Source organism: Streptomyces sp. P3 (assembly GCF_003032475.1).
GTDB lineage: Bacteria > Actinomycetota > Actinomycetes > Streptomycetales > Streptomycetaceae > Streptomyces.
In genome coordinates this window covers 6,008,788-6,033,043 of the sequence record NZ_CP028369.1, presented here as the reverse complement: position 1 = coordinate 6,033,043, position 24,256 = coordinate 6,008,788, and the positions used below count along the sequence as shown (strand labels likewise).

The 24,256-nt window shown below is 72.8% G+C and carries 23 protein-coding genes; 14 read left to right on the top strand and 9 right to left on the bottom strand.

What is annotated here, in order from left to right:
- Positions 1-171: 171 nt before the first annotated feature.
- From C6376_RS26665 to C6376_RS26650, 4 genes are all read left to right on the top strand, one after another.
- Complete coding sequence (locus tag C6376_RS26665) at positions 172-1,188, top strand: sugar ABC transporter substrate-binding protein (RefSeq protein ID WP_107445760.1); 1,017 nt, start codon at positions 172-174, stop codon at positions 1,186-1,188.
- Between the two features lie 146 nt (positions 1,189-1,334).
- Positions 1,335-2,330, top strand: coding sequence for an ABC transporter permease (locus C6376_RS26660; RefSeq protein WP_107445759.1), 996 nt, complete (start codon positions 1,335-1,337; stop codon positions 2,328-2,330).
- A complete protein-coding gene (locus tag C6376_RS26655) occupies positions 2,327-3,163 on the top strand; it encodes an ATP-binding cassette domain-containing protein (RefSeq protein WP_107445758.1) in 837 nt (278 codons plus the stop codon). Before C6376_RS26660 ends, C6376_RS26655 begins: the two co-directional genes overlap by 4 nt.
- Before the next feature lie 74 nt (positions 3,164-3,237).
- Complete coding sequence (locus C6376_RS26650) at positions 3,238-4,260, top strand: LacI family DNA-binding transcriptional regulator (protein ID WP_107445757.1); 1,023 nt, start codon at positions 3,238-3,240, stop codon at positions 4,258-4,260.
- Positions 4,261-4,341: 81 nt separating this feature from the next.
- On the opposite strand, the gene C6376_RS26645 is transcribed toward C6376_RS26650, so the two are convergent.
- Positions 4,342-4,677, bottom strand: coding sequence for a YnfA family protein (locus tag C6376_RS26645; protein WP_107445756.1), 336 nt, complete (start codon positions 4,675-4,677; stop codon positions 4,342-4,344).
- A gap of 201 nt (positions 4,678-4,878) precedes the next feature.
- Between C6376_RS26645 and C6376_RS26640 the strand changes: the two genes are divergently transcribed.
- Positions 4,879-6,066, top strand: coding sequence for a cytochrome P450 (locus tag C6376_RS26640; protein WP_107445755.1), 1,188 nt, complete (start codon positions 4,879-4,881; stop codon positions 6,064-6,066).
- A gap of 75 nt (positions 6,067-6,141) precedes the next feature.
- Here the strand turns inward: C6376_RS26640 and C6376_RS26635 are convergent, their stop codons facing one another.
- The 6 genes from C6376_RS26635 to C6376_RS26610 form a co-directional block, all read right to left on the bottom strand.
- Positions 6,142-9,093: a poly(A) polymerase gene (locus C6376_RS26635; RefSeq protein ID WP_107445754.1), complete on the bottom strand. Its 2,952-nt coding sequence runs from the start codon at positions 9,091-9,093 to the stop codon at positions 6,142-6,144.
- Positions 9,093-10,889: an RNA ligase family protein gene (locus C6376_RS26630; RefSeq protein WP_107445753.1), complete on the bottom strand. Its 1,797-nt coding sequence runs from the start codon at positions 10,887-10,889 to the stop codon at positions 9,093-9,095. Before C6376_RS26630 ends, C6376_RS26635 begins: the two co-directional genes overlap by 1 nt.
- A gap of 240 nt (positions 10,890-11,129) precedes the next feature.
- Positions 11,130-12,044, bottom strand: a complete 915-nt coding sequence (locus C6376_RS26625) for an amidohydrolase family protein (protein ID WP_107449206.1) — start codon at positions 12,042-12,044, stop codon at positions 11,130-11,132.
- Positions 12,045-12,141: 97 nt separating this feature from the next.
- Positions 12,142-12,642 carry a GNAT family N-acetyltransferase gene (locus C6376_RS26620; RefSeq protein WP_107445752.1) on the bottom strand — a complete coding sequence of 167 codons (501 nt, stop codon included), beginning with the start codon at positions 12,640-12,642 and terminating at the stop codon, positions 12,142-12,144.
- A gap of 81 nt (positions 12,643-12,723) precedes the next feature.
- On the bottom strand, positions 12,724-13,818 hold the full coding sequence (locus C6376_RS26615) for a hypothetical protein (protein ID WP_107445751.1): 1,095 nt from the start codon (positions 13,816-13,818) through the stop codon (positions 12,724-12,726).
- A 77-nt stretch (positions 13,819-13,895) separates the two neighbouring features.
- Positions 13,896-14,630, bottom strand: coding sequence for a hypothetical protein (locus C6376_RS26610; RefSeq protein WP_107445750.1), 735 nt, complete (start codon positions 14,628-14,630; stop codon positions 13,896-13,898).
- 263 nt (positions 14,631-14,893) lie between these two features.
- Here C6376_RS26610 and modA point away from each other — a divergent pair, with 263 nt between their 5' ends.
- From modA to C6376_RS26570, 9 genes are all read left to right on the top strand, one after another.
- The gene (modA, locus tag C6376_RS26605; protein WP_107449205.1) at positions 14,894-15,706 is read left to right on the top strand and encodes a molybdate ABC transporter substrate-binding protein; all 813 of its coding nucleotides are present in this window, start codon (positions 14,894-14,896) and stop codon (positions 15,704-15,706) included.
- Complete coding sequence (gene modB / locus C6376_RS26600) at positions 15,703-16,581, top strand: molybdate ABC transporter permease subunit (protein ID WP_107445749.1); 879 nt, start codon at positions 15,703-15,705, stop codon at positions 16,579-16,581. Before modA ends, modB begins: the two co-directional genes overlap by 4 nt.
- Positions 16,578-17,666: an ABC transporter ATP-binding protein gene (locus C6376_RS26595; protein WP_107445748.1), complete on the top strand. Its 1,089-nt coding sequence runs from the start codon at positions 16,578-16,580 to the stop codon at positions 17,664-17,666. The genes modB and C6376_RS26595 overlap by 4 nt, the downstream gene beginning before the upstream one ends.
- 118 nt (positions 17,667-17,784) lie before the next feature.
- Complete coding sequence (locus tag C6376_RS26590) at positions 17,785-19,836, top strand: SpoIIE family protein phosphatase (RefSeq protein WP_254076056.1); 2,052 nt, start codon at positions 17,785-17,787, stop codon at positions 19,834-19,836.
- A 109-nt stretch (positions 19,837-19,945) separates the two neighbouring features.
- Positions 19,946-20,302 (top strand): PRC-barrel domain-containing protein, encoded by a 357-nt coding sequence (locus C6376_RS26585; protein WP_107445746.1) that lies wholly within the window; start codon positions 19,946-19,948, stop codon positions 20,300-20,302.
- A 57-nt stretch (positions 20,303-20,359) separates the two neighbouring features.
- The gene (locus C6376_RS44515; RefSeq protein WP_173985736.1) at positions 20,360-20,533 is read left to right on the top strand and encodes a hypothetical protein; all 174 of its coding nucleotides are present in this window, start codon (positions 20,360-20,362) and stop codon (positions 20,531-20,533) included.
- A gap of 124 nt (positions 20,534-20,657) precedes the next feature.
- Positions 20,658-21,641 carry an aldo/keto reductase gene (locus C6376_RS26580; protein ID WP_107445745.1) on the top strand — a complete coding sequence of 328 codons (984 nt, stop codon included), beginning with the start codon at positions 20,658-20,660 and terminating at the stop codon, positions 21,639-21,641.
- Between the two features lie 150 nt (positions 21,642-21,791).
- Positions 21,792-22,610, top strand: coding sequence for a polyphosphate kinase 2 (ppk2, locus tag C6376_RS26575; protein WP_107449204.1), 819 nt, complete (start codon positions 21,792-21,794; stop codon positions 22,608-22,610).
- Positions 22,607-22,957: a hypothetical protein gene (locus tag C6376_RS26570; protein ID WP_107445744.1), complete on the top strand. Its 351-nt coding sequence runs from the start codon at positions 22,607-22,609 to the stop codon at positions 22,955-22,957. The genes ppk2 and C6376_RS26570 overlap by 4 nt, the downstream gene beginning before the upstream one ends.
- A 21-nt stretch (positions 22,958-22,978) precedes the next feature.
- Here the strand turns inward: C6376_RS26570 and C6376_RS26565 are convergent, their stop codons facing one another.
- Together C6376_RS26565 and C6376_RS26560 are read right to left on the bottom strand one after the other, a co-directional pair.
- Positions 22,979-23,644: a 1,4-alpha-glucan branching protein gene (locus C6376_RS26565; protein ID WP_107445743.1), complete on the bottom strand. Its 666-nt coding sequence runs from the start codon at positions 23,642-23,644 to the stop codon at positions 22,979-22,981.
- Between the two features lie 59 nt (positions 23,645-23,703).
- A complete protein-coding gene (locus tag C6376_RS26560; protein ID WP_107445742.1) occupies positions 23,704-24,225 on the bottom strand; it encodes an ATP-binding protein in 522 nt (173 codons plus the stop codon).
- Between the last annotated feature and the right edge of the window lie 31 nt (positions 24,226-24,256).

Genomic DNA, 24,256 nt, shown 5'->3' with positions numbered 1-24,256 from the left:
CTGGGGACGTTGCCGATTTGTGACGGGTGGAAGGCATTGACGTTGCCGGGATCCGGAGTCCATCATCCTCGCCAGGAAGTGTCAACGATGACATAAGTCAACGATGACACCCCCCGGGCGGCACGCTCTGATCCCTACCCGGTGCCACCCGCTATCCCACAGGAGTCGATCATGTCTCGCACCACTCGCCTGTCCTCCTCCCTCCTCAGAGTCGCCGCGGTCACGGGCGTCGCGGCCCTCACCCTGACGGCCTGCGGGTCCGGCTCCGGCTCGGGCTCCTCGAGCTCCGGCTCGGGCGAGGTCAAGGTCGGGCTGATCACCAAGACCGACACCAACCCCTTCTTCGTGAAGATGAAGGAGGGCGCGCAGAAGGCGGCCAAGGAGAACGGTGCCGAACTGTCCACCGCTGCGGGCAAGTTCGACGGGGACAACGCCGGACAGGTCACCGCCATCGAGAATATGGTCGCCGCCGGGGTCAAGGGCATCCTGATCACGCCGAGCGACTCCAAGGCGATCGTGCCCGCGATCGCGAAGGCCCGCGCCAAGGGTGTTCTGGTCATCGCCCTGGACACGCCGACCGATCCGCAGAGCGCGGTCGACGCCCTCTTCGCCACCGACAACCTGAAGGCCGGCCAGCTGATCGGCGAGTACGCCAAGGCCGCCATGAAGGGCAAGACCGCGAAGATAGCCGCCCTGGACCTGGCGCCGGGCGTCTCCGTGGGCGTCCAGCGGCACGACGGTTTCCTGAAGGGCTTCGGCGCCACCGACAAGGACGTCGTGTGCGCCCAGGACACCGGGGGCGACCAGGCCAAGGGCCAGACCGCGATGGAGAACTGCCTGCAGAAGTCCCCCGACATCAACGTCGTCTACACGATCAACGAACCGGCGGCGCTGGGCGCGTACACCGCGCTGAAGGCGAAGGGCCGGGAGAAGGACGTCCTGATCGTCTCCGTCGACGGCGGCTGCACCGGCACCCAGGCGGTCAAGGACGGCAAGATCGCCGCGACGTCGCAGCAGTACCCGCTGAAGATGGCGGCCGAGGGCGTCAAGGCCGTCGTGACGTACGCCAAGGACGGCAAGAAGGCGTCCGGTTACACCGACACCGGAGTCACGCTGATCAGCGACAAGGCACAGGACGGGGTCGCGTCGAAGGACACCGCCTACGGCCTGGAGAACTGCTGGGGCTGAGCCGCCCCGTAGGACCGTACGACACGTCACTCCCTTCAGCGGGGCGGCCGGCCCACCTCCCCGGACGACCGCCCCCCTTGTCCCGGCGGCGGGGGCTTCGCCCCCGTCCTCCGACAAGGACATCTGTCTTCCGACAAGGACTTCGCATGACAGCCACGACCACGCCGTACTCGGAGCTCAAAGCACCGACCACGGTCCGCAGACTGCTCACGGCGCCGACCACCGGACCCCTGGCAGCCCTCCTCCTGGCCTGCGCCTTCTTCTCCTTCTCGACCGACCAGTTCCTGACCGGCGGGAACTTCTCGCTGATCGTGCAGCAGGTCATGGTCGTCGGCACCCTCGCCATCGGGCAGACCCTGATCATCCTCACGGCGGGGATCGACCTGTCGTGCGGCGCGGTGATGGCCTTCGGCAGCATCGTGATCGCCAAGATGGCCGCCGAGGGCTCCGTCCCGCCGCTCGTCGCGATCGCGCTGGGCCTCGCCGTCTGCGGCGGCTTCGGGCTGCTCAACGGACTGCTCGTGCAGAAGATCCCGCTGCCGCCGTTCATCGTCACCCTCGGCATGCTCAACGTGGCGTTCGCGCTGACCCACATCTACTCCGAGGAGCAGACGGTCACCAGCCTGCCGGGCCCGCTGACCGCCCTCGGTGAGACCTTCCCGCTCGGTCACACGGACATCACCTACGGCTCCCTGGTCACCATCGCCCTGTTCCTGCTCCTCGCCTACGCGCTGAGCAGCACCGGCTGGGGCCGGCACGTGTACGCGCTGGGCAACAGCGCCGAGGCCGCCCGTCTGAACGGCATCCGCACCTCGCGCCTGACCATCGGCATCTACACCGTGGCCGGACTGCTGTACGGCATCGCCGCCCTGCTGCTCATCTCCCGCACCGGGGTGGGCGACCCGCAGGCCGGACAGACCGACAACCTCGACAGCATCACCGCCGTGGTCCTCGGCGGCACCAGCCTCTTCGGCGGACGCGGCTCGGTGCTCGGCACCTTCATCGGTGTCCTCATCGTCGGCGTGTTCCGCAACGGACTGCAGCTGATGGGCGTCGCCTCCATCTACCAGACCCTGATCACCGGCGTCCTGGTGATCCTCGCGGTGACCGTCGACCAGATCTCCCGGAAGAAGGCCCGATGAGCGCCACCTCCTCCCCCACGCCCGTGCTGCAGGCCCGCGGTCTGGTCAAGCGCTACGGCCAGGTCACCGCCATCGACGGCGCCGACTTCGACCTCCTGCCCGGCGAGGTCCTCGCCGTCATCGGCGACAACGGAGCCGGCAAGACCAGCCTGATCAAGGCCCTCACCGGCGCAGTCGTCCCGGACGCGGGCGAAGTCCGGCTGAACGGCAGCCCCATCACGTTCTCCGGTCCGCAGAGCGCCCAGGCCCACGGCATCGAGACGGTCTATCAGGACCTCGCCGTGGCCGCCTCCATGGACATCGCCTCCAACATGTTCCTCGGACGCGAACTGCGCCGCCCCGGCGTCCTCGGCAGCGCCCTGCGCATGCTGGACAAGAAGCGCATGCGCCAGGAGGCGGCCGAGCACATGGCCGATCTGAAGATCGGACTGCGCTCGCTCACCCAGGCCGTGGAGACCCTCTCCGGCGGACAGCGCCAGGCCGTGGCCGTCGCCCGCGCCGTCGCCTGGGCCCGCTCGGTCGTCGTCATGGACGAACCCACCGCCGCCCTCGGTGTGAAGGAGTCCGGCCAGGTCCTCGACCTGATCCGCCGCGTCCGCGACAAGGGCATGCCGGTCGTCCTCATCAGCCACAACATGCCGCACGTCTTCGAGATCGCCGACCGGATCCACGTCCACCGCCTCGGCCGGCGCGCCGCCCTGATCAAGCCCTCCGACTACTCCATGGCCGAGGTCGTCGCCATCATGACCGGCGCACTCACCGTCGACGAGGCCGGAGATACTGTCGTAGCGGATTCGGAGGCCGCCAAGGCCGCCGGTGTCCAGGCCACCTGACAGCACAACCCGCTCTCGCAGTTCCGGCCGAGGCCGCGGCCGGAACCGAGAGCCCTCAGGAGACTGTTTCCTCCATGGCAGCCAATCGCCGCCCCACCCTGGCCGACGTCGCGCGAGAAGTCGGCGTCAGCGCCAAGACGGTCTCCCGGGTCCTCAACGAGGACGGGCCCGCCTCCGCACAGACCAGGGAACAGGTACTGGCCGCGGTGGCCAGGCTCGGCTTCCAGCCGAACCTGATGGCCCGCAACATCCGCGTCGGAGGCCCGGACACCACCATCGGCCTGGTCATCCCCGACCTCGCCAACCCGTTCTTCGGAGCCGTGGCCCGCGCCATCGAGGACACCGTCCGCGACCGCGGACTGACCCTGCTCATGGGCTCCTCCGCGGACGACCCCGACCGCGAACGCGCCCTGACCGACAAGTTCCTGGCCCGCCGGGTCAGCATCCTGATGGTCGTTCCGTCGGTCGGCGCCGACCACTCCCACCTGAAGCCCCACCGCACGGCGGGCCTCCCCGTCATCTTCCTCGACCGTCCCGGCGTCGGGCTGGCCACGGACAGCATCGTCAGCTCCAACCGTGCCGGAGCCCACGACGGCGTCGCCCACCTCATCGCCCACGGACACCGGCGCATCGGCTTCGTCGGCGACCTCCCCGTCAAGCTCTACACGCGCCGCGAGCGTCTGGCCGGCTACCGCTCCGCACTGGCAGAGGCCGACATCGCCCACGACCGCTCGCTCGTCGCCAACGCCCATGACCAGCAGGGCGCCGAGGAGGCGACCGCCCGGCTCCTCGCTCTGGCCGACCCGCCCACCGCGCTGTTCGCCGGCAACAACATCATGGCACTGGGCATAGTGGCCGAACTCGCCCGCAGCAGACGCAAGGACGTCGCCGTGGTCGCCTTCGACGACGTGGCACTGGCCGAGGCCCTCGAACCGGCTCTGACGGTGGTCGCCCAGGACGCGGAGGAACTCGGCAGAGCGGCGGCCACCACCGCGCTGACCCGGCTCGACAGCGACCGCACCCGCGCCCACACCATCACCGTCCCCACCCGGCTCATCGTCCGCGGCTCGGGGGAGCAGCCCGCGCCACGAACGTAGGACCCGTCCCGGGCGGCGCGCGGGCCGCGGTGCAGGAGCCGCGCGGCGGCCACGGCCCCGCGAGGCGCGTGGCGGCCCGGGTCAGCTCCCGCGCGGCGCGTACATCAGGACGGCCATGCCGGCCAGGCAGACGAGAGCGCCGACGACGTCGTACCGGTCGGGTCGATAGCCGTCGGCGATCATGCCCCAGGCGATCGACCCGGCGACGAAGACGCCGCCGTAGGCGGCCAGTACACGGCCGAAGTGGGCGTCGTGCTGCAAGGTGGCGACGAACCCGTACAGGCCGAGCGCGACGACGCCCGCGCCGGCCCAGATCCAGCCCTTGTTCTCGCGCACCCCCTGCCACACCAGCCACGCCCCGCCGATCTCGAACAGGGCGGCGACGAGGAACAGGACCAGGGAACGCGCGACCGTCATGGGCGGCACTCTACGCAGCTCACCGTCGGGCTCCGGCTCCCCCTGCGCGATGCGGCCGAACCCCTGGTTTTGCGACGCCTCCGCCCGAGCAAGATCCAGAAGGTGTGTCCGGCTCGGCCAGGCCAGGAAGGAACGTCGTCGACCATCCCCCGCCCGCGCCCAGTTCGTCGACCACTCCCCCCGCGCCTCCAGGAGAAACCCATGGCTGTCATACCCTGCGCAGAGATCGACATGTTCGCGTCCTCGGCCCGGAGCATCCGCTACGAGCAGTACCGGCAGTTGCGGGAACTGGGCGGCGTCGTCCGGCTGCGCGAACCGGACGTCTACGCGCTCACGCGGTACGACGAGGTGAAGGCCGCGCTGGCCGACCACGACACGTTCCTCTCCGGCGAGGGCGTGGGCTTCGATCCCGACGTCAACCGGATCATGCGGGGCGTCACCCTGGTCAGCGATCCGCCGGAGCACGACGTGCTGCGCTCCGTCGTGGGGGCCGGACTGCGGCCGGGCTCCGTTCAGGGCCGCGGCGAGGAGATAGCCCGCAAGGCACAGGGCCTGGTCGCCGAGGTGGTCGCCCGGGGCGCGATCGACGGCGTCGCCGAACTCGCCCAGGCGATGCCCATGTTGGTCATACCCGACTACCTCGGGCTGCCCGACCGCAACCGTGAGCACCTCTACCAGTGGGGCCAGGTCGGCAACGACCTGCTGGGCCCGGTCACGGAACGCACCCCGCACAACATGGAGATGACGCAGCGTCTCTTCGCGTTCGCCCACGAGCTCGCGGCGAGCGGCGAACTCGCGCCCGGGAGTCCCGGGGCCGCCATGATCGAGGCCGCTGAGCAGGGTGTCATTCCCCACGAGAAGTGCCCGCTCCTCCTCGTCGACTTCATCGGCCCGTCGCTGGAGACCACGGCTGCCGCGATCGGCCATCTGCTCGTCGTCTTCGCCGAGCGCCCGGACCAGTGGGCGGCCCTTCGCGCCGAGCCCGGGCTCGTGGCCTCGACGATCAACGAACTCCTGCGGTTCGAGACTCCCGTGCGGGGCCTCACCCGTGTCGCCGCGCGCGACACGCAGCTCGGCGGGGTGACGATCCCGCAGGGCGCCCGGGTGTGGGCCCTGTTCGCCTCCGCGAACCGTGACGAGCGCAAGTGGGAGCGCGCGGACGAGTTCGACCTGCGCCGCAATCCGCGCGACCACCTCGCGTTCGGCTACGGCGCGCACGGCTGCGTCGGTCACGGCGTCGCCCGCCTGGAGCTGCACGCCCTGATCCACGCGCTGCTCGACTCCGTCGAGCGGATCGAACTCACCGGCGACCCGGTGATCGCGGAGAACACGATCCTGAACACCTACGCCGAGGTGCCCGTCCGGCTCGTCGCACGGAAGGCCCCCTGACCACCCCACGTCCACGGCGGGTGAGCGCCGCCGCACGCAGGGCGCGAGAAGGCGCCGGTTCCCGCGCCGCAGGGCTCAGCGCAGCGTGGGGACCGCTCCTGCGTCGACGTGCGCCACCTCCACGCCCGACAGGCCGGCGGCCCACCGGCCTGCGATGTCCGCCAGCCGCTCCGCGCCGGGTGGCGTGCGCCCGAGCCCGATGACGTAGCGGGCGCCCGTGGGTTCCCCGGCGGACACCGGCACCGGGGGCAACTGCCTCGGCCAGGCGTGCGCGTCCGCCACACCCGCCTCCTCCAGCGCCGTGAGCAGCGCGCGCAGCCGTCCGCGCACCCGCCCGTTCAGCTCGTCGAAGTCCCGCGTCCGCCGCCCTCGCACCGTCACCACGGCCCATGCCGCGTGCCGCCGGTGCAGGGGCGGCGGGGACAGCAGGGCGGGCCAGGGATCGGTGCCGGACCCGGCGGCGTCCTCCACCGTCTCCCAGGCCCGGTAGAGCTCCCGGCTCACCAGGTCCCGCCCGTGCGGGCCGACCTGCTCGGTGCAGGACCGCACGGGTGCGCCGGGCGTCAGCACGGTCAGGGCGTGGTGGGTCGGATGCGCCTGTGGTGTGTGGTGGTTCCGGTGGTGGTGCGTCTCGCCGGTCCCGAGCCCGTCCCCGGTGAGGCCGACCGGCTCGCGCCAGTCCCATGCCGCCCAGGTCCCGAAGAACCGTCGCAGCAGTTCGTCGGGGTCCGACACGTCGGGCGACCGGCAGACCGTGTGCGCCGCGAGCACCGCCCACGCCACGCCGGGCAGACCGCCGAACGGCGCCCCGTCCAGTCCGCGGGCCCGCGCCCACGCCTTGACGCCCCTCGCCAGCTCCACGAAATGCGGCAGGCCGTGTGCGCCCACGGCCGCCAGGACCGCCTCCGCGTCGGAGACCGAGCTCAACGCGACCGCCGCGGCCTCACCCAACTCGGCCCGCCGGTCCAGGGCTTCCGCCGCCGGCACCGCCCCCGTGGCGACGACCACCAGGTCCACGTCGAGCCCTTCGGCGTGGAACCGCAGTCCCGGCACGCGCGCTCCGACGACCTCGCGCATCCGAGTGGTCTCCGGCAGCGCGGCCGTCACCCGCTCCCGTACCGCGGCGAGTTCGACGGCGCCGGGCAGCGCCGTGACGATGTCCAGGTCGGCTCCGGCGAGGGCGCAGCCCATGCGCCGCGAGCCCGCGAGATGGACCACGCCCTCGCCGAGCGCGTCCGCGAGCCGCCGCACGACGTGCCCGGCCGCCGCTTCGTCGGCGTCCGGCCGGACCTTCGCGTCGGCCGGGGGCGAAACCCAGTCCTCCCGTCCGCGGTCGGGCCGGCCGAGGTCGGGCTCGGGAAGCCACCGCACCTCGCCGGTGCCGAGGGCGACCGTGGCGCGTGGCCGCATCGGTTCGTCGCCCCGCCGGGACAGCAGGACGAGTTCGCCGACGCGGGCGGTCGTCGGGGCGAGCCGGGCCGTGCAGTCGGCGGCGACGGCCTGCGGATCGCCGGTCCGGCCGAGGCTGAGGTGCGGGGTGAATCCGTCGTGGCGCCCACGGCAGCGGGGGAATCGCCGTACGAGCGCCTGCCACAGCTCCGCCCACGGCGTCGCGTCGTCCGCCGCCGGGTCCAGCCACACGGTGGCGTCGCGCCCGTGGGCGAAGGTGTGCACTCCCTCGAGCCGTGCCGTGAACGGCTCGACCTGTGCGGCGGCCGTGGCGAGCAGTGGGGCCGCCCGCTCGAAGTCGGCCTCGGGGACGAACCCGAAGAGCACGTTGACGTGCGGCGGCCAGCGCCGGATCTGCACGTCGTGGTCCCGGCGCACGTCCTGGAGCGCCGGCCACAGCTCGCCCGGCGGCACCCACGCCAGGGCAGTCCGGGGCGTCGGCGCGATGTCGAGGACGTCGACGGGAGTGCCGACGCCGCAGTGCAGGTCGGCGGCGATCCCGTAGTGGTCGGAGGGATACAGCCCCTGCGGGGTGGGCGTGGTGCCGAGCAGCGCGGCCCCGGTCACGCGCGGGCCGTCGGCGGGGCGGACCAGGACGCGGTCGAGCCGGGAGACGCGGCCCGACAGGGAGGAGACGGCGGCGAGCGGGTTGTTGTCCGGGTCGAAGGTGGGCGAGTCGTCGTGCGGGCCGTACGTCTCGGTCCAGGCGTCGAGCATGCCGAGCGTGCGAGCCGGGCCGGGGCCGCCGTCGTTGAAGTCGCCGACCAGGACCAGGCCGCCCGACACGCCCGCCGATCCCTCGGCGAGCCGGGTGAGTTCGGCGCCGCGCCGGGCCGGGCCGTCCTCCGAGTGGTCGCTCGTCAGATGGGTGGCGGCCACCGTCAGCGGTCCGGCCGCGGTGTCCACGACGACGGCGGCGACGGCCTTGTGGCGGCCGAGGGCGTGCAGGGCGGCCTCCCGCACCGGTAGCCGGCTGAGCAGCAGCAGACCGCAGTCGTCGACGTCCTTGCCGTAGGGGTCGGCGCCGACGGTGTAGTGGGCCCGTACCCAGCGCGCCTCCAGGAGCATGGTCAGCAGCCCCGCCTCGACCTCCTGCAGCGCGATGACGTCGGCGTCGGCACGCTCGAGCGCGTCCAGCAGCAGCGGGCGGCGCAGGGCGGTGTCGATGCGGTCGCTGTCGTAGCGGTCCCAGAGCGTGTTCCAGGTCAGCACCCGGATCCGGTCCCGGACCGGCTCCCCCTGGGTGTGCGCTGCGGGACGCCACCGCCCGGCGGGCGCGTCCCACGCGTGCGGCGTGCGCGCCGTGAAAAAGGGCGCACGCAGCCGACGTGCGTCGCGGACCCGGCCGGCGCCGGAGGCGTCGACGCGGTCCACTCCCGTGGCGCGGTCCCACACGACCTCGCCGTCCGCCTCGACGAACAGCACCCGGTGCCAGGGGATCTCGCCTCCCGGCACGAACGTCGCCAGCGGCACGCGCTCGGGCGCGGCGCCCCGCTGGTGGATGCCGAACACGAACCGCGCGGCGTCGAACCGCGCGTCCCAGCGCACCTGGTGGTAGATCTCCTCGCTGGTACGCATCACACGTCCTCCCCCTCCAGTGTGCCGTCGCGGTCCTGCACGGTCCCGTCCGCGCCCACGTACCAGGTGCGGTGCGCCTCGCCGGGATAGGGCGGCACGAACCGGCGCAGTTGCCCCGCCAGCACGTCCGACGGCACCGGATGCGCGCGGGTGGCGTTGCGCCGTCCCAGCTCGTCCTCGTCGGCGAGGACGACGACATGGGTGACCAGCGCGTCGCGTCGCCGCGCCACGCCATGGACCAGGGAACGCTGCCGTGGGTTGAGGGACGTCGCGTCCCACACGACCGTGCCGCCGGCCGCGAGCGCCCCGTCCAGCCGGTGCAGGCCGTCCCGCAGTACTTCCCCGTTGGCCTTCTGATCGGCCCGCGAGCCGCGCGCCGCACGCAGCGCGTCCAGCTCCACCCGCGCCGAAACGCCGTCGAGCCGCGCCGCGAAGGCGCTCTTGCCGCTGCCGGACGGGCCCACGAGGTGCACCAGCCGGGGGAAGTCCCCGCCACGCCACCGCCAGGTCGCCGCGACGGCCTCCTCGACGGTGCGGACCCGCCCCCGAGCGTAGGTCTCCCGGGTCTGCGCCCAGCAGCGGTCCGCGGCCTCGCCGCAGATCCCGCCTTGCGCCAGCGCCGCCCGCAGCCCGGACCTCAGGGGCGCGAGCGGAGCGTCGGCGAGCAGCCCCGCCTCCTCCGCGTGCAGCGCGGACCACTCCGCCTGCTCGCGCGCCGCCCTCTCGTCCCCCGCGACCGCCGCCGCGACGGTGTGCAGCACAGCCAGGTCGGCCGCGAACGACATCCGTACGAGCCCGGCCCGCCGCTCCGCGTCGGGGTAGGGCCGGTGCAGCGCGGCGTGCAGACCCACCAGGTCGGCGACGCGTCTCGCCAGCGGCACCCCCAGGGGTCCGGCGGCCCGGCGCATCAGCGTCGCCCGCGGAGTGCGGTGCAGCAGCGCGGCCAACACCCCCGCGAGACGTGCCTCCCCGCCGCGTCCCAGCGCGGCCAGCCGCGCGCCCGTCTCGGCGGCCGCCTCCGCGTTCGCGTGCGTAGGGGCGTGGGCGTTCGCGTGCGTAGGGGCGTGGGCGTTCGCGCCGTCGTCCCCCTCGCCGTGGGCCGTCCCCCCTCCCACGTACCCCGCCAGTGCCCTCGCGTCCGGGTCCGCCCCGGATCGCACGGCCCACAGCGCGGCGCGTGGACCGAGCCCGTTCTCCACGACGGCCGCGTGCATCCAGTGGGTGCCCGTGGTGACGTGTCCCGGCCGTACCCACTTGGCGATCCGTCCGGCGAAGTCGTCGCGCGCGAAGCCCTCGACGGTCCGTACGACGTACCCCTCCTGCCGCCCGGTCTCCACCCGCAGGCGGCGCAGCGCGCGTTCGTCGAACACGCCCCGCCACAGCACGGGCGGCGTCGGCACGCCGAGCGCCCGCAGGAACCGCACGGTGTCGTCCCAGCCCAGACACCGGTCGTGCTCGTCCCACACGGAGAACCCGTAGAAGTAACCGTCCAGTTCGTCGTACGGGATCGAGTGCCGCGCGTACATGTTCTCCCCGCACACCCGCCACCCCGTCGGAATCCGCGCTCCCACCCGCCCCTGGAGCGCCTTGACCCACGTTCTCGACGGATGGTGCGCCGAGTCCACGGACCGCGCGTGCAGCCCGTCCGCGTACAGCGTCGTGTTCTCCCCGTCGAGCTTCTCGGTGACGACGACCTCCCGCCCGGCGAGCCCGCTCAGCCCAACGGTCCGCACATCGTCTGCGGACATACCCGGTGACCAGGGCAAATGAGGGGTTCGGGGATAGGAGGCGCGCATGCGGGCCACTATAGGAGCGCCGGAACGCCGCCCTCCATCGGATTTGCCCGGCGCCCCGAGCCACGTGACGACCGTAGGCCCGTCGAAGGTCGTCCCTTCCGCCCTGCCTACGCCGACGACCCCCAGCTGTCTCCGCTCACCGAGCTGCGCCGGCCTCCTCGTCCGCCCGCCCGGGAAGGCCCTGCGGGCGGGCGGACCACGGCACACCGGTGGTCGCCCCGGCCGTCCCGTCAGCGGTGTTCACACGGCGAACAGGCGGGCCGCGTTGTCGTGGCAGACCGCCCGCAGCCAGTCGTCGCCCAGGCCCAGGCGTTCCAGGGAGTGCAGTTGGTGGAGGTACCGGTAGGGGATGCTGGGGAAGTCGGTCCCCAGCAGGATCCGGTCGCCGAGCGCGGCCAGCCGGGGCAGGGCCCGGCGGGGGAACGGGCTGAGCTCCTCGGTGAAGTCGGTGAACGTCATCGTCGTGTCGAGCCGCACCTCCTCGTACCGCTCCGCGAGGTCCAGGAAGTCCTCGTACTCGGGCATGCCCATGTGGGCGACGATCAGCCGCAGTCGGGGGTGCCTCGCCAGCACCCGCGCGATCGGCTCCGGTCCGGTGTGCTTGCCCTGCGCCGGTCCGGAGCCGCAGTGGATCACCACGGGGATCCCGGCCTCGGCCAGCAACTCCCAGGCCGGCCTGAGGAGTTCGTCCGCCGGGTCGTACGCCCCGACCTGTACGTGCGCCTTGAAGACGCGTGTCCCCGCCTCGACGGCCTCCCGGACGTAGGCCTCGACGCCCGGCTCCGGATAGAGCGTGGACGTGTGCAGGCAGTCGGGGGTGCGGCGGGCGAAGTCGGCCGCCCATCCGTTGAGCCACGGGGCCATGCCGGGCTTGTGGGGGTAGAGCATCGCGGTGAAGGCCCGCACGCCGAACTGCCGGAGCAGGGCCGTCCGTTCCGTCTCGTCCCGCCGGTAGATGATGGGCCACTCGAGCCCGCCCGTCAGAGGTCCGGCCCCGTCGAAGTAGTCCCACACCTTGCGCAGGACGCGCTCGGGCATGAAGTGCGTGTGCACGTCGACCAGTCCGGGAAGGCCGAGCCGTCCCCAGAAGCGGCGGATCTCGTCGGCCTCGCCGCCCGGCGGCACGTCACTCACAGCACCTCGATGATCGTTCATGTCACCCACGATCGACCCCGGTGAGGCAACCGGTCCACTCCTTCACGCCGGCGGCCCTTGAGACGTCCGTCACCTGCGGCTCATCCGGGGCGGCCACTCACACGGCGCGCTCCATGCACACCAGCCGGTCCCGCCCGTCCCACGACTCGGTGACGGCGAAGCCGAACCGCTCGTACAGGGCGACGGCCCCGGTCCGCCAGGCCCACACCGACAGCCGCAGGACGCCCACGCCGTGCTCGGCGGCATGCGCGAGCGCCGCGCGGAGCAGGCCGGACGCGACGCCCCGGCCCCGGGCCGCCGGGTCCGTCCAGAGTCTCTTGATCTCGGACCGCCCGTCGGCGGGGGCGGTCACCACCAGGCAGCCCACCGCGGTGTCCTCGATCAGCGCCACGAGCACGACGTCGGCGGCGAACACCGTCCGCGGGTCCGCTATCTCCCTTCGGTAGCGCTCCGGCAGCGCGTCCACATCGGCGACGGCCGCGCCCTTCTCCGCCTCCGTCCGCAGGTGGTAGGCGGCGAGCAGCGCGGCCGGCCCGTCGCCCGCGGCAGGCGCCGGACCGGGCCAGCGGACGACAGAAACCTCGCCTCGATCAGTCATGGGGCCAGCATCACACGACGGCGGACGGGCACTCCCCCGACCCCCACGACCCGCGCTCAAGCCCGTCCGCCGCCGGACCGCTCAGACGTCGTCCGCCGCGGAGGGGTGCACGTAGCCGCTGTCGGCAGGGCTCTCGTCGAAGGGGGTGAACCACGACCCGAACGCCAGCGGCGCGGCCCTCGGGCCGGCGGCGCTCCCTTCTCCGACGCCCAGGGCGTCGTCGTAGAGCCACTGGTCGTCCGTGCCCTCGTACACCCGGTCGGCGAACGTGTCGAGAGCGGCCGACACGTCGTCGTCCAGGAGCCCGTACAGCTCCAGCGTCGAGGTCGTCTCGTTCAGGAGCAGTCGCAGGGCGAGTCCCTCGGCCACGCAGCCGAGCCGCTGGAAGGAGCCGTCGGTGAAGCGGGTGGTCATGGCGATCACGGTCACCAGGAAGCGGCGTGCGAAGCGGGCGTCGTACTGGAGAGCGTAACGGTCGGGAAGGTGCTCGAGGTGCCACAACGGACCTTCGCATTCGGCGACGGCCACGTCCTCCCGGGTCAGGACCTGGAGGTCTTCGAACAGTTCGTCCACCAGGATGTCGGTCGCGTAGAGAAGGGCGCCGGCGGCGAGTGCGGCTGCTCCCCCCTCGCCCGCGCCGGTCGCCCCGAACGTCGCGGGAGAAAACGACCGCAGCGCTTCGGCCAGCCGGAGCATCTGCGTCCGGACGGCCGCGGTCTGCGTCGTCGCGTCGTCGCCGTTCGCCGGGCCTTCGCCCGACGGGCCGGCGGTGTGCCGGGCCTTTCGGGCGGCCAGGTCGTCGGGCGGGGCATCGGGGCCCTCCGCCGCGTCGAGGCTCTCCTTGGCGAGATCCTGGTGGAGTTCGACCTCGCACCGCTCGATCGTCCAGTCGGCCAGCAGCGCGGAGCGCTCCAGCAACTCGTCCACGAGCGCCTGCACGGTGTCCTCGGCGAACTCCAGGGCCGGAGCGTCCACGATCACTTTCAGCAGGGCGCCGCCGGGGTGGACGGCCACGATGGTGTCGAGCAGGGCGACTTCCACTCCCTCCGGCCCCTTGACGGACCGTACTGAGTCGAATCCGTCCTCGATGAGCGCCACGGCGCCGGCGCGTTGCAGCGGGTCCATCTCCGGAGTGCCCTCCGGGATGCAGGTGTCCACGGTCACTACGTACGTCACGGGCCCGAGCCTGTCAGAGAGCCGCGCCGCGCGGGGCACGGGCCGCCCCGAAGACCCGGGCCGCTGTCGGACGCCGGTCAGTAGCGGCTTCTGAACAGCGCCCGGTCGCCGCCGGACCGACCGGTCATGGCCGCCGCGGCGAGCCGGTCGGCGAAGCGCCAATAGGCCGCGTACTGCTCCTCGGACAGGTCGATGCGTGGGCTCGTCGTGCCCGGCGCGAGGGCTTCGGCGAGCACGTCGGTGTCGTCGTCGGGAGCGAGGGACAAAACCGCGACGGTGCGGTCCACCGTGCCCCGGTAGTCGCCCGGTGAGGCGATCCGGTGGACGTCGGTCGAACCGTCGGGATGCCTCGTCACCACCAGCGAGGGCATCGCCCTGGCCCCGGCGCGTATCGCACGTCGTACGCGTCCGAGGGCTCGCAGGTCGTCCTCGGCGACGGTGACGGCGTGGAGCGGGACGAGCGGTCTGCCGTCGGGGGCGCGCAGAGGGCTGCGGCGAGTGGGGTCCGCCCGGTCGTCGTGCAGGAGTGCGCGGTCGCGCAAGGACGGTGGGAGCGCGTGGTGGACGCGGGCCCAGGCGTCGATACCGGCCGGGGCGTCCAGCCCGGTCAGGTTCTCCAGTCCGGGCGGCCAGGCGGGCGCGATGTCCTCGCCCACGCCGTGCCTGCGGGAGGCCCACGCCGCGTGGTGGGGCGCGAGCAGCAGGTCGTGCGTCATGAAGAAGTCCCACAGCCACTCGGGGTCCTGCGGAATCAGACGGATCGTCGTGGCGCCGTCTTCGGACCGGGCGGGCGGGCGGAGTGCGGCGGGCATGGTGGTCCTCCCTGAGGACGGAGGGGACGGCGAGGACGACGACCCCCGCACGATATCGTCACTTCGACGATATTGCCACCACGGCCTGCACCGGACGCACATGCCATCCGCATCGGCCCTCGCGGCAGCTCATGCGAAGCGACAGGTGATTTTCTCCTGGCATCTGCGGCAGAATCATCAACGGCGCATGGAAACACCCATCGAGCCGGACGTAAAGGAAGTGCACCGTGACGACCCGTATCGAGCACCGGACCCGCCGGACCATGCGGGCGGCCGCCGTGGGCGCCGTGGCGCTGCTGGCCCTGAGCGCCTGCTCGTCGTCGGACGACTCCTCATCGACGACGGCGGATTCCACCGCGTCCGGCGCCGCCGCGGGCTCTTCCGGCACGCCGGGCCAGGTGTCCGGCGCGGTGACGGTGTTCGCCGCCGCCTCGCTCAAGGAGAGCTTCACGACGCTCGGCGCGAGGTTCGAGAAGGAGCATCCGGGCACGAAGGTCACGTTCAGTTTCGGCGGCAGCGACTCCCTCGCCGCCGGCATCACCGGCGGCGCCCCGGCCGACGTGTTCGCCTCGGCCAGTCCCAAGACGATGAAGATCGTGACGGACGCCGGGGACGCGTCCGGCACACCCACGGTGTTCGTCCGCAACCAGTTGGAGATCGCCACCCTGCCGGGCAACCCCGACAAGATCTCCTCGCTGGGGGACCTCACCCGGCCGGGCCTCAAGGTCGTACTGTGCGACAAGGAGGTGCCGTGCGGCGCCGCCGCGCAGAAGGCCCTCGCCGCCGGCGGACTGAAACTCACGCCCGTCTCCTACGAACAGGACGTCAAGGCCGCCCTGACCAAGGTCGAGCTGAAGGAGGCCGACGCCGCCGTCGTCTACAGGACGGACGTGCACGCGGCCGGTGACAAGGTCGAGGGCGTGCCGTTCCCCGAGTCCGCGAACGCCGTCAACGACTACCCGATCGTCCAGCTCAAGGACGCCGGGAACGTCGGCGCCGCCAAGGCGTTCATCGCGCTGGTGCGGTCCGCCGAGGGCCAGAAGGTCCTCACCGGGGCAGGGTTCCTCGCGCCGTGACCTCACCGGTCGGCAAGCACGACGCCCCAGCCGAGCGCGACGCCCCGTCCGTCGCACCCGGCGACCGGCCGCGCCGACGGGTCCGAAGGGGCACCGGCCGGGTCGCGCCGCTGCCGTTGCTGGCGCCCGCGCTGATCGGCGTGGCCTTCCTGGTGCTGCCGCTGGCCGCGCTGCTCGTCCGCGCTCCGTGGCGCAGCCTTCCCGCACTGCTGACCAGCGCCGAGGTGTGGCAGGCGCTCCAGCTGTCGCTGGTGTGCGCCACGGCGGCGACCGCGGTGAGCCTGGTCGTCGGCGTGCCGCTGGCCTGGCTGCTGGCCCGGGTCGACTTCCCCGGACGCGGCCTCCTGCGCGCCCTCGTCACCCTGCCGCTCGTCCTGCCGCCGGTCGTCGGCGGTGTGGCGCTGCTGATGGCGCTCGGCCGCAACGGCGTCGTCGGCAGGTGGCTGGACTCCTGGTTCGGGGTCACCCTCCCCTTCACCACCGCCGGCGTGGTGGTCGCCGAGGCGTTCGTCGCCCTGCCCTTCCTCGTCATCAGCGTGGAGGGCACCCTGCGGGCCGCCGATCCGCGCTACGAGGAGGCCGCCGCGACCCTCGGCGCCTCCCGCTTCACCGCCTTCCGCCGGGTGACGCTCCCGCTGATCGCGCCGGGCATCGCGGCCGGCGCGGTCCTGGCCTGGGCGCGGGCACTCGGCGAGTTCGGCGCCACGATCACCTTCGCGGGCAACTTCCCGGGCCGTACCCAGACCATGCCGCTGGCCGTCTATCTGGCCCTGCAGAGCGACCCGGAGGCCGCCATCGCCCTCAGTCTGGTGCTGCTTGCCGTCTCCGTCGCGGTGCTCGCGGGCCTGCGCGACCGCTGGACGGGGGCACGGTGACCGAGATCCGCGAGGCCACCCGCGAAGTGCGCGCCCAAGGCTCCGAGCAGGGCCTCGACGCCCATCTCGTCGTCGAGCGCGGCTCCTTCCGGCTCGACGTCACGCTGAGCGTCGCGCCCGGCGAGGTCGTCGCCCTGCTCGGTCCGAACGGCGCCGGAAAGACCACCGCCCTGCGCGCCCTGGCCGGCCTCACCCCGCTCACCGGCGGCCGGCTGCGGCTGGACGGTGAGGCGCTGGAGCGTACGCCGCCCGAGTCCCGCCCGGTCGGCGTCGTCTTCCAGGACTATCTGCTCTTCCCGCACCTCAACGCGCTGGACAACGTGGCCTTCGGACCGCGGTGCCAGGGAGCCACCAGGGCCCAGGCGCGGGCGCGGGCGGCCGTGTGGCTCGACCGCCTGGGTCTCGCGGACCACGCCGGCGTCAAGCCGCGCAGGCTGTCCGGCGGACAGGCGCAGCGGGTCGCCCTGGCCCGGGCGCTGGCCACCCGTCCCCGCCTGCTGCTCCTGGACGAGCCGCTGGCCGCGCTGGACGCCCGCACCCGACTGGAGGTGCGCACCCGACTGCGCCGCCATCTCGCCGAGTTCGAGGCCGTCGCCGTCCTGGTCACCCACGACCCGCTGGACGCCATGGTGCTGGCCGACCGTCTGGTCGTCGTCGAGGACGGCCGCGTCGTCCAGGAGGGCCTCCCCTCCCACATCGCCCGCCACCCACGTACGGACTACATCGCCCAACTGGTCGGCCTGAACCTCTTCCGGGGCGAGGCCGACGGGCATGTCGTCCGCCTCGACGCCGGACCGCGGATCACCACGACGGAGGCGCTGGCCGGCCCGGTCTTCGTGGCGTTCCCGCCGAGCGCGGTCACCCTGCACCGCGTCCGCCCCGCCGGCACCAGCGCCCGCAACCTCTGGCGCTGCGAGGTGGCGACCCTGGAGACCCACGGCGACCAGATCCGCGCCGCCCTCGCCGGAGAGCTGCCGCTCGCCGCGGACCTGACCACGGTCGCCGCCGCCGAACTCGATCTGCACCCCGGCGCCGAGGTGTGGGCGGCGGTGAAGGCGGCGCAGACCCACGCCTACCCCGTCTGACCGGGACGGGGTGCCCGGCGGGGTCGCGTCCGGCCACGGTGCACGCGAGCGCACCTCTTCCCCGAATGTTCCGGATATGGTGTTTTCGTATAATTCATGCCGATGGGGAGGTGCCGCGGTGGAAGCCCCTGACCGGGCGGGCGCGGCGCCCGAGCAGCCTCGGGGAGCTGTCGGGTACGCGGGCGTACTGCGGGAGCTGCTTCCGATCGCGCTGTGGCGGGAGGACGCTGACGGTCGCGTCGTGGAGTGGTCGCTGGCCGCCCAGGATCTGCTCGGGTACCGGCCGCAGGACGTCCTCGACCGGCCCGCGTCGGCCCTTCTGGTGCCCGAGGGCAACCGTGAGCTGGCCGACCAACTCACCCACCGCGTCCAGGGCGGGGAAACCGTGGTCGGCACGCTGTCGGTGCGCCACCGCGACGGGCACCAGGTCACCATGGAGATGTGGATCGTCCCGGCCGCGGATGCCCGGGGCCGGGCCGGAGCTCTGCTGATCGCCGTGGAGACCTCCCAGGTCCTGCGCATGCGCGATTCCCTCGCGGCCCTGGAAAGCCTCTTCAGCCAGTCGCCCATCGGCCTGGCCACCCTCGGCGTCGACCTGCGCTTCCTCCGGGTCAACGACGCCCTCGCCCGGATGAACGGCGCCTCCGCCGCCGAGCACCTCGGCAGGCGGCCGACCGAGGTCGTGCCCGGCGTCAACGCCGTGGCGCTGGAGGCGACCATGCGGGAGGTCCTGGAGCGGGGCACGGCCGTCGTCGACGTCCGCCGCACCGGGCGGACCCCCGCGGACCCCGACCGCGAACACACCTGGTCGTGCTCCTACGCCCCGCTGCTCGACGGCGGCGGCCGGACCCTGGGCGTGATCGCCTCCCTCATCGACATCACCGAGCGCCAGCAGGCGGAACGCGACGCCGAACGGGCCCGACACCGCTTCGCGCTGCTGGCGGAGGTCGGCACCCGCATCGGCACCACCCTGGACCTGCGGCAGACCTCCGAGGAGATCGTGCAGATGCTGGTGCCCCAGCTCGCCGACTCCGCCGACGTGCAGCTCCTCGAAGAGGTCCTGGCCCCCGACGAGTCCACCGCCCTCACCCGTGGCGTGGTCCGGCGGATGGCCGCTCGCTTCCCCGATCCCGCCGCCCCGACCGCGAAGCTCCGCCCGGGCATGACCTCCCGGATCGCGGCCGGCTCCCTCTACGAACGGGTCATCGCCGACGGCCGCGCCACCGACCTCTACCGGTCCGACGTTCCCGCACTGGTCACCGATCCCCGCGCCGACGAGCTGCGCGCCTACCTCATGAGCCTCGGGTCCGCGCGGCTGATCCCGCTGGTGGCCCGGGACAAGGTCCTCGGGGCGATCGTGGTGACGCGGCTGCGCAGCCGTGAGCCCTTCGACGACCAGGACTGCGTGCTCGTCGACGAGCTGGCGGCGCGCGCCGCTCTCAACATCGACAACGCGCTCATGTACACCCGGCAGCGGGCGGCGGCCCTGACCCTGCGGCGCAGTCTGACCAACAGCGCGCTGCCCGTCGTCCCCGGCCTCGAGCTCACGGGCCGGTACCGGCCGGCGAGCGAGCACGACGTCGGCGGCGACTGGTACGACGTCATCGCGCTGCCCGACGGCCGGACGGGGCTTGTCATCGGGGACGTCATGGGGCACGGCATCCATGCCGCGGCGGTGATGGGCCAGCTCCGCACGGCGGTGCGCACGCTCGCCCGGCACGACGTCGACCCGGCCCGCATGCTGCGCTCGCTGGACGCCGTCGTGGCCGACATGGGCGAGGACCAGATGGCCACCTGCGTCTACGCCGTCCACGACCCCGGCGCCGGCGGATGCCTCGTCGCCAGGGCCGGTCACCCCCCGCCGGCCGTGGTGACGGACGACGGCACGGTCGCCTTCCTCGAGGGCTCGCCCGGCACCCCGCTCGGAACCGGCGGGCAGCAGTTCGAGGCCGAAGAGGTTTCGCTGCCGTCCGGCACCCTGCTCGTCCTGTACACCGACGGCCTGATCGAAGCCCGGGACCGGGACCTCGACCAGGGGCTCGACCGGCTCGCCCGGGCACTGCGGCGCACCGGACGGCCCCTCCCCGCGCTCTGCGACGACGTCCTCGGGCAGATGCTCCCGCATCCCGCCGAGGACGACGTCGCGATACTGCTGGCGCGCCCGCTGTGACCGGCCGGGACCCGCCGGCCCCGGCGCCGCCCGTCATCTCTCCCCCGCCGCCGGCCGGCGGGGACATCCACGACGCGAAGCCGGGTACCCGCACCTGCGGAGGTTGCTCATGTTCGAAGCCAGCGACATCCGAGACTGGCGCGGTCACGACGTGGTCGATCCGGACGGCAGAAGGATCGGCGTCCTGGAGTCCGTCTATGTGGACACCGGCACCGACATGCCCAGTTTCGCCACGGTGACCGTCGGTCTTCCCACCCGTCGCCGCCTGGTGTTCGTCCCGCTCGCCGGGGCGACGGTCGGCCCCGGGCACCTCAAAGTGGCCTACGGCAGGAACGCGGTGAGGAAGGCCCCGTCGATCGACGTCGACGGCGAGCTGCTCGCACCGGACGAGCCGAAGGTCTTCGCCCACTACGAACTGGACTACCTGCCGGGCGCCGGCGGCGAACGCCGTCTCGCCCGTCGCTGAGGGGCGGGGCCGGCGAAGCCCACCGGAGACCGCCGGATCCCGCCATGGGGAGAAACGATGAGCCTGTTCCTGTTCCTGATCCTCGTGGCCCTGGTCCTGGGCATCATCGGATTCGCGGCCCACGGGTTGTTCTACCTGCTCGTCATCGGCGCGGTCGTGCTCCTCGCCGATCTCGCCTACGCCGCCGTCCGGTTCCGCCGCGGCGGACGAAGGCACCGCATCGTGCGCTGACCGCCTCGCCCCCGACCGCGGCGCTCCCTCCCGGAAGCCCGTGGGAGCGCGCCGCGGTCACGGCAGGCGACGTCCGACGCAGCCGCGCAGGGCGCGGAGAGGAACACCCGATGGGGAACACCTGATGAGGACCAGCCGTCTCGGACGCAGCGCGGTGGAGGTCACGGAGCTGGGCTTCGGCGGCGGACCGCTCGGCGGGCTCTTCGCCCCGCTCGACGACGAGAGCGCGGCCGCGACGCTGAGCGCCGCGTGGGAGTGCGGCATCCGCTACTTCGACACCTCCCCGCACTACGGCATCGGCCATTCCGAGCGCCGCACCGGTGACTTCCTCCGCGGGATGCCTCGCGACACCTTCACCCTCTCCACCAAGGTGGGCCGCCTCCTCGTCCCGCAGCGTCACGGGGGCCGCAGCGACGGGAGGTTCCGGGTGCCCGCGACACACCGCCGGGTGTGGGACTTCTCCCGGGACGGCGTGCTGCGCAGCCTGGACGACTCCCTCACCCGCATGGGCGTCGACCGGGTCGACGTGCTCCTTCTGCACGACGCCGAGGAGCACTTCGGCACGGCGCTGCGCGAAGGCTTCCCCGCCCTCGCGGAACTGCGCTCCCAGGGCGTGGTCGGGGCGATCGGCGCGGGCATGTACGACCCCGGGATGCTGGCCCGGCTGGTGCGGGAGACCGACGCCGACGTGGTGATGCTCTCCGGGCGGTACACGCTCCTCGATCACAGCGCCCTGGACGACCTGCTGCCGGCCTGCGTCGAGCGCGGGGTGTCGGTCCTCGCGGCCTCGGTCTTCAACTCCGGGCTGCTCGCCACGCCGCGGCCCGCGGACGGAGCGGCCTTCGACTACGCGCCCGCTCCGCCGGACGTCCTGCGGCGGGCGCGCGAACTCGCCGACGTCTGCGAGGCGCACGGCGTGCTGCTTCCCGCCGCGGCGATGGCGTTTGCGCTGCGGCATCCGGCGGTCGCGGGCATCGTGCTCGGCATGCGTTCCCCGGAGGAAGTGCGGCTCGACGCAACGGCGTTCGACGCCCGGATCCCCGACGGCCTCTGGTCCGACCTGCGCGAGGCGGGGCTCCTCGACGCACGGGCGCCGGTCGGCACGTGACGGGCAACCGGGCGGGCCGCCCGGCCGGCCGTGCGCGTCCAGGGTGCGCGGCGCGTCGGCGGTCAGTACGGTGGCGTCCTGGTGTTCGATCTCGGTACGGGTGAGAACGCGGGAGGCGTCGGCGTTGGGGTCACGGGCGGTGGAGGCGGCATGTCCGGCAAGAAGGCGGCGGCACTGCCGCGCAAGGCGTACGAGAAGGAACTGCTGCGGCTGCAGACGGAGTTGGTGAAGCTGCAGGAGTGGGTGCGGGCGTCGGGCACCCGGCTGGTGATCGTGTTCGAGGGCCGGGACGCGGCGGGCAAGGGCGGCACGATCAAGCGGGTCGCCGAGCACCTCAACCCGCGCGTGGCGCGCATCGCGGCACTCCCGAAGCCCACCGAACGCGAACGCACCCAGTGGTACTTCCAGCGATACGTGGAGCATCTGCCGGCGGCCGGGGAGATCGTGCTGTTCGACCGGTCCTGGTACAACCGTGCCGGCGTGGAGCACGTGATGGGCTTCTGCACGAAGGAGGAACACCAGCTCTTCCTCCGTCAGTGCCCGATCTTCGAACGCATGCTGGCCGAGGACGGCGTACTGCTGCGCAAGTACTGGTTCTCGGTGAGCGACACCGAGCAGCAGGAGCGTTTCCGGCGTCGGCTGGAGGACCCCCTGCGGCGGTGGAAGCTCTCCCCGATGGACCTGGAGTCGATCACCAACTGGGAGGCGTACTCCAGGGCCAAGGACGAGATGATGGTGCACACCGACATCACCGAGGCGCCCTGGTACGTCGTCGAGAGCGACGACAAGCGCCGTGCACGGCTGAACATGATCGCCCACCTGCTGTCGTCCTTGCCGTACCACGAGGTGCCGCCACCCGTGCTGGAGCTCCCCGAGCGGCCCGCCTCGACCGGCTACCAGCGCCCGCCGCGCGATCTCCGCACCTACGTCGCCGACCACGCGGCGAGCCTGGGATCGCGCGAGCGGTGAGAGGCGTCCTGCTCGGCACCGTCTTCGGGGGCCTGACCGCGGTGGTGTCCGTCGTGGCTGTCGGGAGGGCATGGGCCTCCTGCGACGTAGGTGTCAACGCCGGCGCCGACCTGGGGACCCTGCTCTTCCTCGCGCCGGTCGTCTGGCTGGCCGCCGCCGCTCCGTGGCCGGTCCTGCGCGGCACCCTCGGACGAACCCACCCGCGGGCGGCACTGGTCACCGGGTTGCTCTTCACCCTGTGGTTCACGTGGTTCCTCGTGACGTGGCTCGGCATGCCGGCCTCGTATCCCGATCCCGTGTGCCCGGGGAACGTCCCGCCCTGGTGGCCTGGCTTCCTCCCCACCTGACGGCACCGGGCGGGGAGGAAGCTAGGCGCGAGGCGCCGCGAGCAGGACGGCGAACAGGCTCCGCTCGCGGGTCCCGGCCGGTGTGAGCCAGGGACCGGCGACGTGGCCGGTCGCACCGGGCGGGAGGAGGTGCGCGTCGTCCGGGACAGGGGCCAGCAGCCTCTGCAGGCGGAGCGTCGTGCCGTTCGGTGCGGGCAGTTCGGTGCCGTCCCGGTCGTCGGCGGCGGAGGCGGTGGGGGGCGCGACGAGGGGCGCGACGCCGGTGTAGGAGCGGGTGACCTCCCGGTCGGGCGCGTCACTGGTGCTCTGCGCCTGCGCCTGCACCCGGCCCTCGATCAGCGCCAGCAGTTGGGCGACCAGCACCGGATCCTGACAGCCGTCGTAGACCCAGCGCCGGCCCAGCACCCCGTGCTCCATCGTGCCGACCAGGGCGTGTTCCGCCTCCACGAGAGGGGCTCCGCGGTAGGTGAGCGGGACCAGATAGGCGGCCGGGTGCGGGCCGGCGGTGTCGGTGACGACCATGAACTCGATCCCGACCTCGCCCTGCGGGTCGTCCAGCCGGAAGCCGCCGGCCTTGGCGGGCTCCGGCCGGCCCCCGCCGCCGACGTACCACGGCCGGGTGGGCAGCCAGGAAGTGAGCAGTTCCAGCTTGGTCGGCTTCAGGACGGTGTGGTGAATGACGGCCATGCCGAGGTTTCCCCTCCGTGAACGGATGCGACGCTCTCACCTTCCCATCCCCCCGGAGCTCAGTTCTTGACGGCCTCCGCGATCCGCAGCGCGGCTTGGCCGGGCGTGAGGTGAGTGGTGTCGACGACTTCCGCCTCCGCGTGCAGCCACGTGCGGGCCGCTTCGGCGTAGGGCTCCAGATACCTCAGGCGGAACGCGGAGGGTCCGAGGACGGTGTCCCCCTCGATGCGTCCGCGCAGGGTGTCCTGGTCCGCGTGGAGGACGAAGTGCCGCACCGGGATGGCGTGTCGCGCGAGGCCCGCGCCGATCTCGCGCCAGTACCCCTCGACCAGGACGGTCATGGGCATCACCAGGGTGCCGCCGGTGTAGTCGAGTACGTGGCGGGCGGTCTCGACGACGAGCGGGCGCCATGGCGGCCAGTGCTGGAAGTTGTCCGTGCCGGGCAGCCCCGGTGTGATGTCCATGAGCGTCTCGCCGACCTTCTCGGCGTCGAACACGCGGGAATCCGGCAGCAGTTGCTGAACGAGTGCGGCGGTTGTCGTCTTGCCGGCACCGTGGGTTCCGTTGAGCCATACGATCATGGGACACGAGCCTAGGCCGCTGCGACCGGCA